The 17501-nt window shown below is 39.0% G+C and carries 16 protein-coding genes and 1 other annotated feature; of the genes, 6 read left to right on the top strand and 10 right to left on the bottom strand.

All coding sequences use genetic code 11. The features are described from left to right. Positions 1–393: 393 nt before the first annotated feature. A complete protein-coding gene (locus tag GX348_07995; GenBank protein NLP42119.1) occupies positions 394–903 on the top strand; it encodes a transcriptional regulator in 510 nt (169 codons plus the stop codon). Positions 904–915: 12 nt separating this feature from the next. Here GX348_07995 and GX348_07990 read toward each other — a convergent pair whose 3' ends face one another. Next, positions 916–1452: an ECF transporter S component gene (locus tag GX348_07990; GenBank protein ID NLP42118.1), complete on the bottom strand. Its 537-nt coding sequence runs from the start codon at positions 1450–1452 to the stop codon at positions 916–918. Positions 1453–1738: 286 nt separating this feature from the next. Here GX348_07990 and GX348_07985 point away from each other — a divergent pair, with 286 nt between their 5' ends. Next, positions 1739–2608, top strand: a complete 870-nt coding sequence (locus tag GX348_07985) for a hypothetical protein (GenBank protein ID NLP42117.1) — start codon at positions 1739–1741, stop codon at positions 2606–2608. A gap of 232 nt (positions 2609–2840) precedes the next feature. Here GX348_07985 and GX348_07980 read toward each other — a convergent pair whose 3' ends face one another. Then, positions 2841–3449 carry a hypothetical protein gene (locus GX348_07980; protein NLP42116.1) on the bottom strand — a complete coding sequence of 203 codons (609 nt, stop codon included), beginning with the start codon at positions 3447–3449 and terminating at the stop codon, positions 2841–2843. 159 nt (positions 3450–3608) lie between these two features. Between GX348_07980 and GX348_07975 the strand changes: the two genes are divergently transcribed. Genes GX348_07975 through GX348_07965 form a run of 3 tightly spaced genes read left to right on the top strand, consistent with a single transcriptional unit; the run spans position 3609 to position 6948 of the window. After that, the gene (locus tag GX348_07975; GenBank protein NLP42115.1) at positions 3609–4403 is read left to right on the top strand and encodes a hypothetical protein; all 795 of its coding nucleotides are present in this window, start codon (positions 3609–3611) and stop codon (positions 4401–4403) included. A gap of 10 nt (positions 4404–4413) precedes the next feature. Next, the gene (locus GX348_07970) at positions 4414–5535 is read left to right on the top strand and encodes an ATP-binding protein (GenBank protein ID NLP42114.1); all 1122 of its coding nucleotides are present in this window, start codon (positions 4414–4416) and stop codon (positions 5533–5535) included. Between the two features lie 6 nt (positions 5536–5541). Further along, positions 5542–6948, top strand: a complete 1407-nt coding sequence (locus GX348_07965; protein NLP42113.1) for a hypothetical protein — start codon at positions 5542–5544, stop codon at positions 6946–6948. A 211-nt stretch (positions 6949–7159) separates the two neighbouring features. Here the strand turns inward: GX348_07965 and GX348_07960 are convergent, their stop codons facing one another. From GX348_07960 to GX348_07925, 8 genes are all read right to left on the bottom strand, one after another. Next, positions 7160–8242: an iron-containing alcohol dehydrogenase family protein gene (locus tag GX348_07960; GenBank protein ID NLP42112.1), complete on the bottom strand. Its 1083-nt coding sequence runs from the start codon at positions 8240–8242 to the stop codon at positions 7160–7162. 68 nt (positions 8243–8310) lie between these two features. Next, positions 8311–8529: a binding site (T-box leader), on the bottom strand. 107 nt (positions 8530–8636) lie between these two features. Continuing rightward, positions 8637–8789, bottom strand: coding sequence for a FeoB-associated Cys-rich membrane protein (locus GX348_07955; GenBank protein ID NLP42111.1), 153 nt, complete (start codon positions 8787–8789; stop codon positions 8637–8639). Positions 8790–8798: 9 nt separating this feature from the next. Next, positions 8799–10799 carry a ferrous iron transporter B gene (locus GX348_07950; protein ID NLP42110.1) on the bottom strand — a complete coding sequence of 667 codons (2001 nt, stop codon included), beginning with the start codon at positions 10797–10799 and terminating at the stop codon, positions 8799–8801. 200 nt (positions 10800–10999) lie between these two features. Continuing rightward, positions 11000–11233 carry a ferrous iron transport protein A gene (locus tag GX348_07945; protein ID NLP42109.1) on the bottom strand — a complete coding sequence of 78 codons (234 nt, stop codon included), beginning with the start codon at positions 11231–11233 and terminating at the stop codon, positions 11000–11002. Between the two features lie 67 nt (positions 11234–11300). Next, positions 11301–11684 (bottom strand): metal-dependent transcriptional regulator, encoded by a 384-nt coding sequence (locus GX348_07940; protein NLP42108.1) that lies wholly within the window; start codon positions 11682–11684, stop codon positions 11301–11303. A 419-nt stretch (positions 11685–12103) separates the two neighbouring features. Next, entirely contained in the window at positions 12104–13963 is a 1860-nt protein-coding gene (locus tag GX348_07935; protein NLP42107.1) for a carbon starvation protein A, read from the bottom strand. A gap of 418 nt (positions 13964–14381) precedes the next feature. Continuing rightward, on the bottom strand, positions 14382–15569 hold the full coding sequence (locus GX348_07930) for an amidohydrolase (protein ID NLP42106.1): 1188 nt from the start codon (positions 15567–15569) through the stop codon (positions 14382–14384). A 363-nt stretch (positions 15570–15932) separates the two neighbouring features. After that, a complete protein-coding gene (locus GX348_07925; GenBank protein ID NLP42105.1) occupies positions 15933–16694 on the bottom strand; it encodes an NAD-dependent deacylase in 762 nt (253 codons plus the stop codon). Positions 16695–17254: 560 nt separating this feature from the next. Here GX348_07925 and GX348_07920 point away from each other — a divergent pair. Further along, on the top strand, positions 17255–17501 hold a 247-nt coding region (locus tag GX348_07920), incomplete at its 3' end, for a hypothetical protein (GenBank protein ID NLP42104.1).

The raw sequence follows: 17501 nt of genomic DNA, 5'->3' as shown, positions 1-17501 counted from the left end.
AAATACAGATAAGGATAGTTCTTGGCGAATAGGGTTCTGAACACGAAAAACTCTGTTGTCATCTTTAATTAATGCCTTGTCATTCATTTGCATTTGCTTTTCTTGCTTATATTGACGTTGCACACTGGTCACCCCCTCGTTAGTATGTATATTTTTGATTTTATCAAGTTTCCCTTCTACTTGTACATAACAATTTTTAATGAATTTTAGTAAGACTATATTCTTGGTAAGCAAAAGTTTCTTGATTTATACTTTAAAGGAATGATATTACATCAAAAATAAAATTTGGGGTATAATTAGAATAAAGTGCCGATTAAATCGATAAAATAAATCATTTGTACTTCTTTTACTGTCAAATGTATATATCTAGTTCTGAAGCGAGGTAGATGCATTATGTTTAAAGTGAATGATTATGTTGTATACGGTGCAACAGGAGTATGCCAGATTACAGATGTCGTCAAAAATTCATACTGTGGTACCGAAACCGAATACTATGTTTTACATCCTGTTTACCACAATAATATGACCATTAAAGTCCCCGTGAGCAATTCCTCAATGCGACCTATTCTTACAAGAGATGAAGTTCTATCACTAATAGCATCTATGCCAGATAGAGAAACTATTTGGATAGACGACCAGAGAGAAAGAACTAACATTTTCAAAGCTGCTCTTAAATCGCACAAAAGCGACGACTTGATAAGAATTATTAAGGCTCTCTATCACGAAAAACAAGCAAAAGCGGCCACCAATAAAAGACTTGCCAAAACAGATGAAGACATTATGAATAGTGCGGAAAAACTACTGTACGAAGAATTTGCAATAGCTTTGAACATTTCGCCAGCTGAGGTTGTTCCCTATATTTTTGATTTTATCTCCCATCTTGAAAAAGAAACATCTGGCTGATGCTAAGTAAGTTCATTGTTTTTCAGAATTAACTTTGGAATAAATAGGCACATGCTTTCTCAATTTGGCCACGACTGGCAACACAACAACTGATGCTAGGCCGACCTGAATGAGATTACCTGGCACTGATGCCATCGGTGCCAGCCAGTTGCCGTAAATAATCCCTTCGGCACCATAGTAACCAGCCACCTTAATGAGACATGCTACCGTAAAAGCTAGGACATACGCCGCGAGGGATCTGTTGTTTTCGCAGATAGCGCCGACAGTATACCCCATAAGACCGACAATGACAAGGGTAAAGGGCGCCCACAAAAACCAACCGCCAATCACATCAAAAAGTGCCATACCGACTCCTCCCGCCACAGCGCCTAGCCAGCGCCCGTAAAGAATGGCGATAATAAAGAGCGGCACATTCCCTAAATGAATTAAACCGCCATTAGCGGCAACGGGCAGGCGTACATTTATAAATACCGTACAAACAAAAACGAGAGCAATACCCAATGCTGCATATACTAGTTGTTTTGTTTGACTTAAAGACTTTTGTTCCATATTGGCTCTTATACCTTCTCTCCTAGATATTGAATTAACGATAGCCCAGAGCCAGTGGCGAAATATCTAAACTTGCTCAAGGACTGCTAACACCAAGCTTGTTTTGGAATAATATCTAAGATATCATAGGAATTATTTTGGCGCAACCTCCATGGTGCGCCAATTTACTTTGCTACTTGTATATAAAAGCAAAAAAACATCAATTTCGTGGGTTTGGGAACTATACAGAGTATTTACCCACCTTTTTGCAAAGAATAAGACCATCCTATTTATTGCCGGAGGTATTATGTCTGCCCTGTTTTGGTATAATTGCGTGGCAAGTATCAGCATCATCATAGCGGCACTCGTGGTATATAAAAAGCGAAACTTGCTCGGTTTGTCTGACTGGCTGGTGTTCTACTTATTTGCAAGCGGCCTAACCTGGATAGGCGAGTTTATTGTACTAGGCCTATTTAACAGTTACGCTTACAAGCCTGGGGTGTTCGAAAACATCTGGGCCGAGAACCTGCTTGGGCATCTTATCCTCAACACTACAATCTGGCCTTGCATGGCAGTTTTAGTAGTAGCCTACCGCCTGGGATACGGTTGGATATCGCTAATAACTGCAGGCATTCTCTTGATAGAATATCTATTCCTTAAGGCCGGAATATACGAACACCATTGGTGGCGCTATTACATGACCGGACTAGCGCTAATTATTAATCTCACTATTCTTAAATTATGGTTCCCTCTTATGAATAAAGTCCGTCACGGATTACCACGATTCACCACCTTGTATTTCGCCGCATTTGTCATTATCCACCTGCCCGCCCCTCTACTCCTCCTTGGTGGACAGCAGTATTATAGTTCGGCTGTGACCGACGATATGATCCGGTCAAGCATCATATTTATCCTTTCTTACCATCTAGTGGAAACATTCGTAGTAATGTATCTTTTCTATCTCGATAAATGGTTTTGGAAGGTTGTACCCTTTGTAATCAGCTGTATCGGCCAAATTTTCCTTGCCAGTAACAGCATTCTAATCATCCAGAACGAATGGAAGCTTACGTATACCCTGCTACTTTATGTCATTACCCTGACCATTTGTCTACTCATGGAAAAGTACACCCTCCGTCCATTAACTAAAAGTACTTTTCGAAAATTTTCAAGCAGTTAAATAAAAGACACCATCCAAAGTAGTCTGAATCCACAAAGTGGGAATTCTTAAAAAACGTTATGCCGTATGTAGCTGCTCTCGATATTTTATCGGGGGCAGCTTATTTAATTTTAATTGAATCGTTCGTTGTTATAATAAATCTGCTTTCTTGACGATTTCGGCCGGTTTAAAGTTCCAAGTTTGTCAAATATTCCACAATAATCAGATACACGGAAACAATTCCCAGGTTACACTAAAGAACTCCTTGGTCAATTTTCTCTACAATAAAATCATTGACTGAACCAGCTGCTTCGATCTGCTGTCGAGTTGCATCAGCCGTTTGGGGATTAGATAATAAAGCATAAATATAATTATCGACTTTTTCCTTTATTTCATAAGGCAGGTGTAGACTAAGATCCTTTTCCCCATAAGTAGGGAAGCACATCATGACTTTCTTGCGTGCTTCTTTAGCGGACATGCCTTGACTTTTCAGCATAGAGTAAATCGCCATTCGCTGGAATTCACTAAATTTTTTAATTAAACCACGTTCCAGCTCATCTTTGTTCCACCATTCCCGGATTTGGTCATCAGTAACACCGAATAAACGGCGTTTTTCAAGCATCTTACTAATCCGAGCGTTATTTTTTTCATTCTTTAACAGATAATCCCCCATATTTAGAGGCATATCAGGTTTAGATGCAATATCTGCTTTGACTTCCTTCAGTAACTTTTGGAATATCAGCTGTGCTTCTTCTTTGGTCGCAATATCTTTCATGATTATCGGAATGAATTCGCGTTCCAATTGCTGTTCCCGCGGGGATGGCGGACTTTTCTTAGTAAATAATCTGGACAACAAGCCCATAACCTACACCTCACTTTCCATTACATCATTACTTCAATATGCTCAATCAGTTTAAAATTTCCCGCGAATATACGAAACTCCTCCAATATAGACCCTTTTTTTATACAGTGGTATAATTATACTATTTAGATAAATAAATGACAGAAGGAAAGTATAACCATGGAAAACTCAAAGCTTATTGAAATGATAAAGAACAACCCTAATGCTATAGCTTATATAGATAATCCTACTGATGAGATGAAGTTATTAGCCGTTAAAAATAATGGTCTCGCCTTAAAATATATAGCTAATCCAACTAGAGATATGGAAGAATCAGCTATCGACAATAATGCTCGCGCGATTCAATTTATAAACACCCCTACCGAAGCTATAATGATGAAAGCAATAAATGATGGTTGGATTAACTTAGAGTATATAAAAAAACCAACCGATAAAGTAATTAAATTTGCTATAAACCAGTCCGGTTGGGCTATTAAATATGTTAATAATCCGAGTGAGGAACTGCAATTATTAGCTGTAAGAAAAAACTACGATTCAATAAAGTATATAAAAGAACCTTATGAAAGCGTCCAACAAGAAGCTGTAACAATAAGTTATGATGCCTTAAGATATATAAAATCCCCTAGCCATAATGCCGAGCTGATAGCTATCAAAAATAACGAGAGGGCTATTAGGCTTATAAATGATTTAGATAAAAAGAAAATGTTAGAATTTTTGAAAGTCAATATCTTAGCGATTAAATATATCATGAAGGAGATCTCTAAAAATGAGCTAGAACAAGTGTTAAAGGAAGCATTAGCAAATGAAGCTGTTGAAGAAAAATATGTTAGAGACTACTTAAATTCTAGTGCTGTAAGCGAGATCATACCAATGGATAAGATAATGTTTATTTATAAATACGGAAGTAAAAAAGCCAAAAAAATAGCTGTAGATGAAAAGCTGAAGTTGCTATAGGAGGGATATTATGAATTTTATAGACACCTTAAAAAGTGTTGATTTGGTACTAGCTACCGGAGAAGTACCTTTAATAGTCGGTGAAAGCGGCATCGGAAAAACAGCTTTAGCCGAGGAAATTGCTAAAGAGAATAATTGGAGTCTAATTGTTATTAATGGGAATCTCCTTAAAGAAGGCGAAATAGGCGGCCTTCCGTCTATAGAATCTTATGTAAGAGTTAATGATAATGGTGATAAGGTTGAAAAGAAGACAACAGTATATGCCGTCCATCATAAGCTCCGGGAAATTGATGAAGAAATATCTAAAGGAAGAAAAGTTCTTTTATTTATCGACGAGATAAATCGCTGTGAACATACAGTACAACAGGAGCTTATGAATTTAATATTAAATAGAGAGATTAATGGCTATAAGCTGCATGCAGATGTAAAAATACTAGCAGCAATGAATCCCTCAAGCAAGTATGGATCAGATTTTGATTACCAAGTTGTAGATATGGATGCAGCGCAAGAAAACAGATTTGCGTGGCTGTATATGGAACCCGATTATATTCAGTGGTTAGATTGGGCAACAGAGGCCGGAATCGAGCAAAAGGTTATCGAATTTATCTCAACCTTCCCGGAATATTTGCATAAAATAAACGAAGATGATATAAGAGCAACGCCCCGAAGCTATGAAAGAATTTCCAGCATTTATAAAATTTATAAGGAGAAAAAAGATATAATACCCAGATCAGTATTTTTAAATGTTGTAAGAGGAAATGTAGGGCGATTAATTGCCGAAGAGTTTGTTAACTTTGTCGAATCAGATTATAAACCGTTAATATCTTTTGAAGATGTTTTTTTAGAAGATACTCTTCCTGAAACTATTAGCGAAAGAATAAAAAATGAAAGTCATACACGACTTTATCTAGCGGCAAAGAACATTCTAAAAAACTTAGAATCAAACATAAAAAATTATGACTCAAGTCATTATATTGATAGACTTATTGAGTTTTTACAAATTTATCCGGTAGATTTAATGATCGGAATTATGAAGGATATTAAAAATAGTTACCCCGAGGTATATAAGCATGCTATAGAAAACGAAGCCTTTGTTGAGTTATATTTTGAAACTTATAGTTTAATAAGGTGACAATGTATGGAAACCTATTTTGATAGTCAAGTAACCGGGCTTTATGAAAAAGCAAAGGCTATTATTAATACTTTTTTAACAACAAGCAATAAAGATGATAGTTCTAAGCTAACTATCCCAAAAGATTTTGAAGAAGAGTTTTTTAGCCTTGTAAATAAAGTTAATCTAAGTCTGATGGAAGACAAAGATAATTTCTACGGATATTTTTTGTTTCAAATGGCAAGAGAAATCAGATTTGATATAAGCAGTCCCACTGCTGTGAATTTTAAAGGTGCTAAATACGTTCTATATTTTAATCCGATAATTTTTTTAACCCTTAGCCTAAAACAAATGGAGAGTACAATTAAGCACGAAATACTCCATATATTATCGCTGCATTTAATAAGAGCAAAAGCATATAAGGCAGGTTATGGAACCTTAGCTATTAATATAGCAATGGATATAGTAGTAAATACGTATTTGGATCACCTACCACCATATGCTACCACATTAGAATGGGTAAATTTAAATCATTCTTTAAAACTCTTGCCATTTCAACCGTTTGAGTATTATGTAGAAAAGCTCCAGACTGCCATAGACTTACTAGAAGAAGATGAAGATGGCGCAGAGGATGATAGTCATAAGGATGAAAAAGTAGAAACTGCTTATAATCCTGAAAGAGCCCATGACATTTGGGAAGATTCTAACGATATAGACGAGCAGACGCTGCGGAAATTTACTGAGAAGTTTATTGATGCTGCGCAAAAAGGCAATATTCCTACCTATTTAGCCAGCATGATATCGTCACTTAAAACTAGCCAGGGTGAACTGCCTTGGAATTTATACCTTAAAAGGTTAATGGGGACTGTTGAAAGTAATAAAAAGAAGACTATAACCAGAAGAAATCGAAGACAGCCCGATCGATTAGATTTAAGAGGCCAGCTTAGAAGTCATAAAGCAAAAGTTGTTGTTGCCCTCGATATAAGCGGAAGCATAAGTGATGAAGAATTTAATCAAGCCATTAAAGAAGTACTTGATATAGTAAGAAACTATAATCATGAGATAACGATTATAGAATGTGATAGCGAAATTAGACGTGTTTATAAAGTCAAATCTGTGAAGGATATAAAAGCTAGGATTTATAAAACAGGCGGCACTAAATTTAGCCCGGTTTTTGAATATGCTAATAAAAATCAGGTTAATTTGTTAATCTATTTTACGGATGGCAAAGGTGAAGATAAGCTCCTATCAAAACCTAGGGGGTATAAAACTTTATGGGTTATTTCCGGTCAGGGAGATAAGTTGTCATTAAAAGAGGCTTATGGCGCAGTTAAAAAGCTTAAAAACATTGAAATAAAGGATAATTCATTGGATATTAATGATGTCAAAAGAGATGGCTTTTCAATGAATGACCAAGAAAAAATGCATATCTAATGCAAAAAGCAAAGGAACCTTTTGTAATGAAGGTTCCTTTAAATATAGTTGTCTGTCTTCCTTTGTGTATTGACCCCCTCCAGAACTGCACACATTGAGCTAAATTAATCTGGCAACCTGTGCAGAAACCAGGGGGTCATTCACACTATACTAAAAAACAAACCGCCTCCACCGATGTAATGGCATCATTACATCGGTGGAGGCGGTAATTTTATTTTGTTTTGTTGAATGCCTCCAAATCTAAAATTGCTTTTTCAAACATATCCCGAGTAATTTCGTACGGGCTGACTACGATATCGTTTACACTAGCCGCTTTATCCAACACTGACGCCAAGTCGTCCACAGTTATGCCAAAATCAGCTAGTTTTGTTGGTAAGCCGATGGATTTATTGAAAGCGAAAATCTTTTCCCGTTCTTCGGATTGGTTGTCCATCGTCAACATTACTAGTACACCATACGAAACATTTTCCCCATGAAGATGGTTCTTTTCCACTTGCTCCAGGGTTGTCAAGCCGTAAGCCGTAGCATGAGCAATGGAACTGTTGTAATCCATATCCACCAGGTTGGATACCAGGCCTGTGCTAACAATTATGTTCAACACTACTTGGTCAAAGGCATATGAGCCTTGTCTCGCCTTATTCGCATCCATTGCTTCCTTGCCATAGCGGACAAGCGGCTCTACACACATGCCACTAATCATAAGGCCCATTGCGTTGAAATGTTCTAGCTCGCGTCCCCGTCCAGAGAATGTCGGCTCATAGTATTTCGCCAAGGTATCCCCTATGCCAGCCCAGAGATACTGACTTGGCGCTTCCACCATAATACGGGTATTCATAAAGCAATGTACCGGCGGTGCCGCATAAATACGAACAGTACGATAGCTATGATCAGGATGGTATACAGCTGAAATTGCCGATGTCGGTGCACAGGTAGCCGCAATAGTCGGGAAAGTGAAAACCGGTTTACCTAGATCATCCCCAACAATTTTAGCAGTATCGATAGCCTTGCCACCGCCTACGGCAAAAATCATGTCAGCTTCCTGTACCGCGGCATTTTCACACAAGGCCGCTGCTGCTTCAAAAGAAGCTTCATTACCATATAATTCGAAATCGTTTATGGAAATATCGGAATCGGCAATACCAGCCAGCAAACTTTCTTTTGCCTTGGCCATAGCCGTCTGACCACCAATAACTACCGCCGTTTTGCCGTATAAGCCGCAAATACCTGGTATCTTTTTGTATATCTCATCATCCCCGATACTGTAGCAAGGTAAAAATACACTGTAATTTTCCATAATTTTATTCTCCTTTAATATATAAGTTTCCAGGTAACAAAAAGCCCCTATCGGCGCCAATCGGCATCAATAGGGGCGTATATACGCGGTACCACCCTAACTTTATTACTTAGTGCTTTCGCAGTCTCGTTAACGGCGAGTTCCGTCTTAAGCTACTAAAAACTACAGTTCGTTCACTTAAGAAGTTCATAGTTGATAAAACATAATACTATTTGTATCGGATTTCAGCTGTCCCGACTCTCTGTGACAAAATTTTGCACTATATTTACACTAATCATTACTTTTTTTATAATAAAATTGTATTATGTAAATATATTGTATCAATTTTACGCACTCCTGTCAACACGCATTTACACATGAAAATATTTATACTTTTTAGCTTTACGAGATTATTCTACTTCGAACCATTACAACCGCAACTGCTACTACCCGTTTGGCTGTAAGGACAACCAACGCATTTGGCACCTTTTCGTTTTTCAATAACGATTTTAGCAATTGCAGCAATAACGATTGTTAGAATAATAATCAATACAATTAGATTAGTCATAGTCTACTCCTATACACTTAATGACAGCTTTTCTGCCGCCTTTTGGTTGCCTTGTTTCATAAGAAAAACAACATAGCCAATCATCGCAGTTACTGCAACTAGACCTGCTAAGAAGCCAGTGCCGAAATTGCCTGTCGTTAATAACGTTCCCACCTGATAAGTAATGAAGGCAACTGTATACCCCGTACCTAATTGGAATGCGATACCCATCCACAACCACTTTTTGTTCTCCATTTCAGCGTTCATAGCACCAATAGCAGCAAAACATGGCGGTGTAAACAAATTAAACATTAAGTATGCTAATGCAGCCACTGATGTTAATCCCATTATTTGAGCAACATCTGAGCTACCCGAAACAAGAGCTAATTCTTCAGTGTCAATAAAGTTTGTAATCCCGTACACTACAGCTAATGTTCCAACTACATTCTCTTTTGCAATGAAACCTGTAACTGCTGCAGCTGCTAATTGCCATACGCCAAATCCTAAAGGTATCAGTAAAATAGCAACTGGTGACGCAATACTAGCTAGAATGCTAGTGCCTTCAGCACCCTCAGCAACCACTTCGAGTTGCCAGTTAAAAGTTTGCATAATTTGTACTGCTGTATTACAAAGCAGTATGATAGTTCCAGCTTTTATAATAAATGCTTTAGCTCTAGAAAACATGGAGATTATAGCTCTCTTGATACTTGGGAGTTTATACTCTGGTAGTTCCATAATGAAGAACGACCTAGCATTTTGTTCACCGGTAATTCTAACTGCAAATAAAGCTCCGACAATAATGAGAGCGATACCTATGAAGTACATTGATGTTCCGACCCATGCGGAATCATCAAAAAACACACCTGCAAATAAAGCGATTACAGGTAATTTGGCTCCACACGGCATAAAAGGTGTTAACATGGCGGTGGTTCTTCTTTGTCTTTCATTCTTAATGGTTCTTGTTGCCATGATTCCAGGAATAGCGCACCCTGTACCAATAATCATCGGAATAATTGATCTGCCTGATAATCCAACTCGTTTGAAGAATCTATCCATAACAACTGCAACACGTGCCATATAGCCACAATCTTCAAGTAATGCCAATAAGAAAAATAATACCATGATAAGTGGTAAGAATCCTACAACGGCTCCCACACCACCGATAATTCCGTCTAACAGAATGGCGCTAAGTACAGGGGATACATCCTCCCCAAGCATTCCCTCTACCCAGCCGTGGAATCCATCAATCCAACCGACAAGACCATCCGCAAGAAGTGGTCCTAGATAAGTTTGCGAGATGGAAAACACAGCCCACATAACTACTGCAAAGATTGGAATTCCAAGCCATTTATGTGCTACAACTCTATCAACTGCATCTTGCGTGGTTTGTTGACTACTACTTACTTTTCTGCTTTCAACTTCTGAAACAATACTTTTTACAACTTCATATCGGTTTCTATCAGATGCTTCAACTGCACTTTTATCAGTCATATCAACCCCTGAACTATCAAATGGTGCTGTTTGGGGCTTGCCTTTTACTTCTGCCACAGTAGCAATAAGCTTTTCTAAGCCATTGTTGCTTCCAATAGTTGATACGGTTTCAACAACAGAGCACCCTAATCTTTTAGATAATGCCTCTACATTGATTACTGTACCTTTGTGTTTATTTAAGTCACTCTTGTTAAGCGCAACTACAACCGGTATTCCAAGTTCAAGAAGTTGGGTTGTAAGAAATAAACTTCTGCTTAAATTTGTTGCATCAATGACATTAATAATAACATCTGGATTTTCATTTTTAACGAAGTCCCTTGTAATGTTTTCCTCCGAAGTGAATGGTGACATTGAATATGCCCCGGGAAGATCTACCGCTATAATATCAGTACCGACCTTATTAAGACCTTTTTTAATCCCACCCTCCTTCTTCTCAATCGTTACACCTGCCCAGTTGCCTACACGCTCAATCTTGCCGGTAATTGCATTGAATAGCGTCGTTTTACCACTGTTAGGATTTCCTGTCAGTGCTACCTTCATAAAACATAATACCTCCTTCTATTTTATTAAAATGTTAACTTCGGCTAACTTTATATGTAACAAACTTCATATAAGCCTATAAATACCTTATAGTATAAAGTTAACCCAAGCTAACTTTATACACAAAACCTTTCCCCCAAACTTATAATTACTTATATAATAATGTTAGCCTGGGCTAACTTTATTATTGAAAAATATAATTAGATAATGATAGCTTCCGCTAAGTCTTTATCAATGCTATACCTTGCATCCTTTACAGATATAACATAGTTTTCACTAATTTTTGATATCACTGTCACTATTTCCCCTTCATAACATCCTAATGTGAATAGAAAACTCTTAATTTCTTCATCTTCTGTCTTAACCTCTTTAATAGTATATTCTTTATCGAACTTTGCGTTTGCCAAATTTGTTACACTACTATTCTGCACCATTTTTCCGCAAACTCCCAAAAATATTCTGCCAAGAAATGTATTACCCACATCGAACCCCCCCAAAAAGTTAAATTACATTCATATTGTTCTTTTCTAAATAGTTTTTAATTGCTTCTAACACTTTTTCACTAAGGATATGCTCCATTCTGCAAGCAATATTATCAGCTTCATCAGCCGGTAATTCAAGAGAATGTTCAAGAAACACGCTTATCATTTGGTGATTATTGTATATTTTCTCAGAAATCATTCTACCTTTTTCCGTTAGCGTAATTGTTCCATATTTTTGTTTATTTACAAATCCTCTGGCGTGAAGATCGTTTATTGCTTTTGTTACACTGGGTTTTGACACACCTAGGCGTTTGGCTATATCCACCCCATGGGCATGACCATGACTGTCTTCCAAGATATAAACTGTTTCCAGATACATTTCCATTGATTCATTATTACTCACTTTACCACTCCATCTATTTAGTAATAGTGGATTCCGCACTTTGTTAACCTAGGCTAACAATTACATCTTATACACAAAAACTGTCGTTGTCAAGAATCATTCTCAAATAAGTGCCACTTAGGGTCTTCGGGGTTAGGGGGTCTTTGGGGTCTTCGGGGTCAGGTTTGACTTGTTTAATTTTTGACTTATTTATTAAAAGCGCAACTAAAGTTAAACCACCACTTGATATACATAGTTATAAACCCCGCATATCAAGTGGTGGCAACTTCCAAGTTCTGGTGGAGGCGATCCACGACCTTCAAATCCACCTTTTAACTTGCCTAACATCTATGAAATGTATCCTATGACCAAGCCGCTCTAAGAATCCCCTCTTCTACTTATCACTTCTCTGCGTCCTTTGCGCGAATCCGATCGATAGATCAAGGAGTGATTGTTGGTTGACTTTTACCATAATCACAGAAATCTTTAATCTCGGTATTCATGCCCTCTGGTTTTGGCGTTTTCCACAATCTAATCCATTGACGAGCACAGTCAATCAATATAACGCCAGTTAAGATGATCAGAACGACACTAGCTGTCCCATTGATATTACCAAGTGCCGAATTCATTTTAAAGTACATGCCAGTATTCATAGTGCCTGCCGTAATAACCGTAATTGCCAATAAGATGCAAGGAACCAACGTAACAAATGCATACTTTTTAACCGTAGTAATCTTTAAAATAATCGTGGTACCTAATGCCAAAGCAATAGTTGCCAACAATTGATTAGCAACACCGAACATCGGCCAGATACTGCTAATATCGCCACTATAGACTAGGTAGCCCCAACTGAAAGAAACGACAAAACTGGTGAATATAGAACCAGGCATCCAGGTGGTTTCTTTCAAAGGTGCATAGATGTAGGTACCCAGAACATCCTGAAGAATATACCGTGCAACACGAGTACCAGCATCAATCGTGGTCAGAATGAAGAGTGCTTCAAACATTATTGCAAATTGGTACCAGTAATTCATCAGGTGACTCATACCACCGATGCTTGAGAAAATATGTGCCATGCCGACGGCAAGAGAAACAGCGCCACCAGGACGGTGTGCAACGTCCATTCCAACCAAAGCTGACAGTTGAGCGATCTCCTCAGTTGGGAAGTAAGATGCGATTTTAGCATATGCAGCAGCTGATGAATTGATAGCGAAATAATCGCCAGGTACAAGAACTACGGCCGCGATTAAAGCCATAATGCCCACAAAAGCTTCCATCAACATAGAGCCGTAACCGATTAAACGGGCATGGCTTTCTTTCTGTAACATCTTGGGGGTAGTTCCTGAGCTGATCAGAGCATGGAACCCAGAAATAGCGCCACAGGCGATCGTAATAAATACGTACGGCCACCAGGGACCGGGAATAATTGGTCCGCCGCCATCCATGAAACGAGTCATTACCGGGAAATTGACAGCCGGTTGTACAACAAGAATACCAAACGCAAGCAACCCAATTGTGCCAATTTTCATGTAAGAACTGAGATAGTCACGCGGTGCTAACAAAAGCCATACAGGTAGCGTTGCTGCAAAAAAACCATAGGTAGGCAAAATCACTGCCAGTTCTTTTTTCGAAAAGCTTAAATATGGGGCAAGAGCAGCCCATTGCTGCCCAGGCATCACCCAATGACCTAGGATGACGGCACCCAAGACTAGCAAGAACCCGGCAATCGAAGCCGTTTTGATAGCCCCTGGAGAAATTTTGAACATCCAAAGACCGATCAGGATGGCAATTGGTATCGTCAGACCGATCGTGAACACACCCCACGGATTATTAAACAAGGCATTAATAATAACAATGGATAATCCTGCCATTGCAAGAATAATGATGAATAGAATTGCAAAGGATGTTGTCATTCCGGCAACAGGACCAACCTCACGGCGTGCGATGACAGCCAGCGATTGACCATTGTGGCGAACGGAAGCAAATAAAATAATAAAATCATGAACGGCTCCGGCAAATACAGATCCCAAAAGAATCCACATGAAACCGGGACCCCAACCCCACTGAGCTGCCAAGACCGGACCAACCAGAGGGCCAGCACCGGCTATAGCGGCAAAATGATGACCGAATAATACCCACTTATTCATTGGGACAAACTCATTTCCGTCGTTGCAACGGTACGCAGGTGTTTGGTGCTCATCGTTCAGCATCAAAACCTTGGCGGCAATAAACGCCGAGTAGTAGCGATAAGCCAACACAAGCACACATGCAGCAACAATAAGAAGCATTATAGAATTCACAATATTCCCTCCTCCCAGTTTAATGGATCAGAACACAAAAAATTGATTCCCTCCTTTCTTAATGAATTTCCACTATTATCTTAATGTTATGCCAGTTTAACCCAATTAACAATAATTGCAGCCCAGAATGTCGAAATTGTAAGCTGAAATGCACTAACAGGGCTATGAACTTCATTATAGGCCAAACATTCGCTTTAATTTAGGAGCCTGTTTTGGTTGGTTTTTCCGTTTTGTATCGTCTCCAGTGCTTCCTGGTAACTACAAAACTAAATCACAAACAGCAAAAAACCCGCGAAATTCGCGGGTTCTAAGTTATTCGGGAAATCCATCCACTTTATGGCCTGATCTCACGCACAAATCTTTCCCCATTTTAATCCCGAAGAAAGATGGACTGCATAGAATTAACAGAATCTATATACTACGCTAGTTCATAAAAACTGCAAACAACTTGTGCTACAGCTTTCGCAGCCACGAGCAGGCTGTCTTCATCTATATCAAACTTGGGATTATGGTTGAAATAAATTTTTTCTGCTCCTTTTGGCTGGCAACCAATATAAAAGAAACAACCCGGAATTTTTTCCAGGTAGTAGGAAAAGTCTTCCGACCCTGAAAACATAGGAAACTCAACGACTTGCTTGATATCCGGATCATGCATACTTTCAAGACTAGCCCGAACCGCTGCCGTAATCTGAAGGTCATTGTATAATGGCGGATAATCGGCATTATAGGTGAGCTCACATTGAACACCAAACTCTGCTTCGATGCCGTTGACAATGCGATGAACTTCTTTGTCGATTAACTGCTGGGTCTTAGTTGTCATGTAACGCACATCGCCTTCCAGTTCTACACGTTCCTTAATGACATTGGAGGAACCCCGGCCATCAAAAGAGCCGATGGTAATCACACCGACATCAAAAGGATTTAGCCTACGGCTGACAATAGTTTGAATGGCTGTGACAAAATAGCATCCGGCAACAATTGCATCATTTGCCAAGTGTGGTGAGGAACCATGACCGCCCACACCTTGTATGCTTAATTTAAAGCTGGTTCTACCCGCCATCGCGTAGCCGCTGCGATATCCAACATAACCTGCCAGATGCGTTGGAAATAAGTGAATACCAAAAACAGCATCTAAGCCGTCTAGTAATCCGGAATCAACAATGCCTTTGGCTCCGCCAGGCGGGGTTTCTTCGGCAGGTTGATGAATAATCTTGATCGTTCCCGGAATTGATGCTTTTAGCTGAATGAGGCAATCGGCAAGAACTAACAAATAAGCGGTATGTCCATCGTGCCCGCAGGCATGCATGACTCCGTGGTTTCTCGATTTAAACGGGACATCCGTTTCTTCAACAATAGGGACTGCATCAAAATCAGCCCGCAGTCCAATTGTTTTGCCGGGCCTCCCCCCTTTAATAGTCACGATGATACCAAATGCGTTCCCTACATTGGATTGGATTTCTACATCTTTCCCTTTATAAAAATCCAAAATATATTGCGCCGTTTTTTCTTCTTTAAAAGATACCTCGGGATGCTCATGCAAATAACGGCGGATCTGAATTATTTCTGCTTTACGAACTTCTAACATTTCCAGTAATTTCTTTCTCATCTTCACTACCGTCTTTTACCTGATTATCTGGCTATTATCAAGCTCTATCGAGGTAAAGGGCCTCACTCTATAAAAAGTTACATTAATTGCCACACGAAATGATCCTCCTATGAACTCGCCATGCGGTTAACTTAATAGCTACATTTAACATTCCCAATGAAATATCCAAATATGATTGAAGTGCCTGAACAACACTTAGTATACTTGCCAGCAGTATCAGAAACTGGGGGGTAACTGGTATTGGCGATCCGCACTAGTCTCAATCCACAATTTTATTAAAGCAAACATCTACGTGAGTCATTCACTTAGAGGATTCATCGGAATGGCGATTATATAATAGTGGGTACTAACATATATTCTTGATTATTTAATCTTGAAACCATCTTGAATTTGACGCATAACGGACCCAATACTACTATGAAGCGCCCATGTAACCTGACCATCCAATGGAGTTTTATCCTGATTGATAACTAATACCTTAGCTCCATTTTGCAACGCCAATTGGGGACAAAAATTAGCTGGTGAAACTGCTAATGACGAACCCAATACAACGAAAAAATCTGCTTCTTTACTTATAGCCATAGCTTTTTCCCAAGCCAAAGTTGGTAATTGTTCCCCAAACATTACTACTTCCGGTCTTAAAAATCCGTTACATGTAGGGCAGTAACATTCTTTCCCATATTGATATGTCCCAGAGATGTAATCTTGTTCCAAATTTTCTCTGCTTGGAACCATGGTACGAGCATCGAAGATAGACTTGCAATTCATGCATCGAACCGTCCGCAGGGATCCATGCAGCTCTATCACCTTTTTTGAACCTGCCTTTTGGTGCAATCCATCAACATTTTGCGTGATAATTTGACTAATATATCCTGTCTTTTCAAGAGCAGCTAGAGCCAAATGTCCATCATTCGGCTGAGCTAAAAGTAATTGGGATATCCTCCACTGGTAAAAGAAATAGAAATCATTGGGCTGCTTTCGCAATGCCTCGATGGTAGCCAAACTCTCTGGCCGGGCTTTCCAGAGACCATTCTGAGAGCGAAAATCTGGCAATCCTGACTCCGTACTCATTCCCGCCCCCGTAAATATGACAGTTTTTTTCGATGCTTTCCAAGCTGTAACGATTTCGTTAATAATCCTTGTCATTTATATCACTCCATAAAAAGTATCTATGTGACTTTTGCTGACATACAACTTTATAACTAACTTAAGCTTATTAGCAATTAGGCTGTTCATTAGGTGGTAGAAACGATCCAACTATCTTATTATACGTGGTTTTTAACGCAAATAGTTTTTCCAATGCTTCTTCAAATCGCATATGTTAAGTTACTTTTATACCGTCGCTTATTATAATCACCGATACATTACCATTGAGACGATGGGGACCGTTCTTTTTGACAACTTTGTGACAAAAAAGGAACGTCCCCAACTGTCACTTTTTGACAACTTTGTGACAAAAAAGGAACGTCCCCAACTGTCACCAACTGTCATTCATAGAATCCTTTAGAGCCCTTTTTTCGCCATTACCAATGGTACGGTTCACCCCGGCTAATCTTGAACGTAAATGTACCTATATTAGACTGGCATAGGGTAGACGTTGGGGACGTCAGGCTGTGCGAAAACAATCATAAATCAGCCTGGCAAAGTCCAATAACTATAGAAAAATCAGGCTTTGAGATGAGTTTATGTCGCGCTATGTGACCAATAACACGGACAGAAACCAAATTAATCTGATACCATCGCTTGACGAAATGATAAGCCACGATAATCCAGCCCGTGTAATTGATCTCTTCGCTGATAGCTTAGATTTTAATCAAATGGGCTTTCGCTATGCTATGCCCAAAGCAGTCGGACGCAAACCATATAACCCAGCCTACATGCTTAAATCATATCTTTATGGCTATTTTAGGACATCGGGGACGTTCCTAGTTT

The organism is Veillonellaceae bacterium, assembly GCA_012523975.1.
Taxonomy (GTDB): Bacteria; Bacillota; Negativicutes; order JAAYSF01; family JAAYSF01; genus JAAYSF01.
The sequence above is the reverse complement of the archived record's forward strand: the minus strand, read 5'-3'. Positions and strand labels throughout refer to the sequence as shown.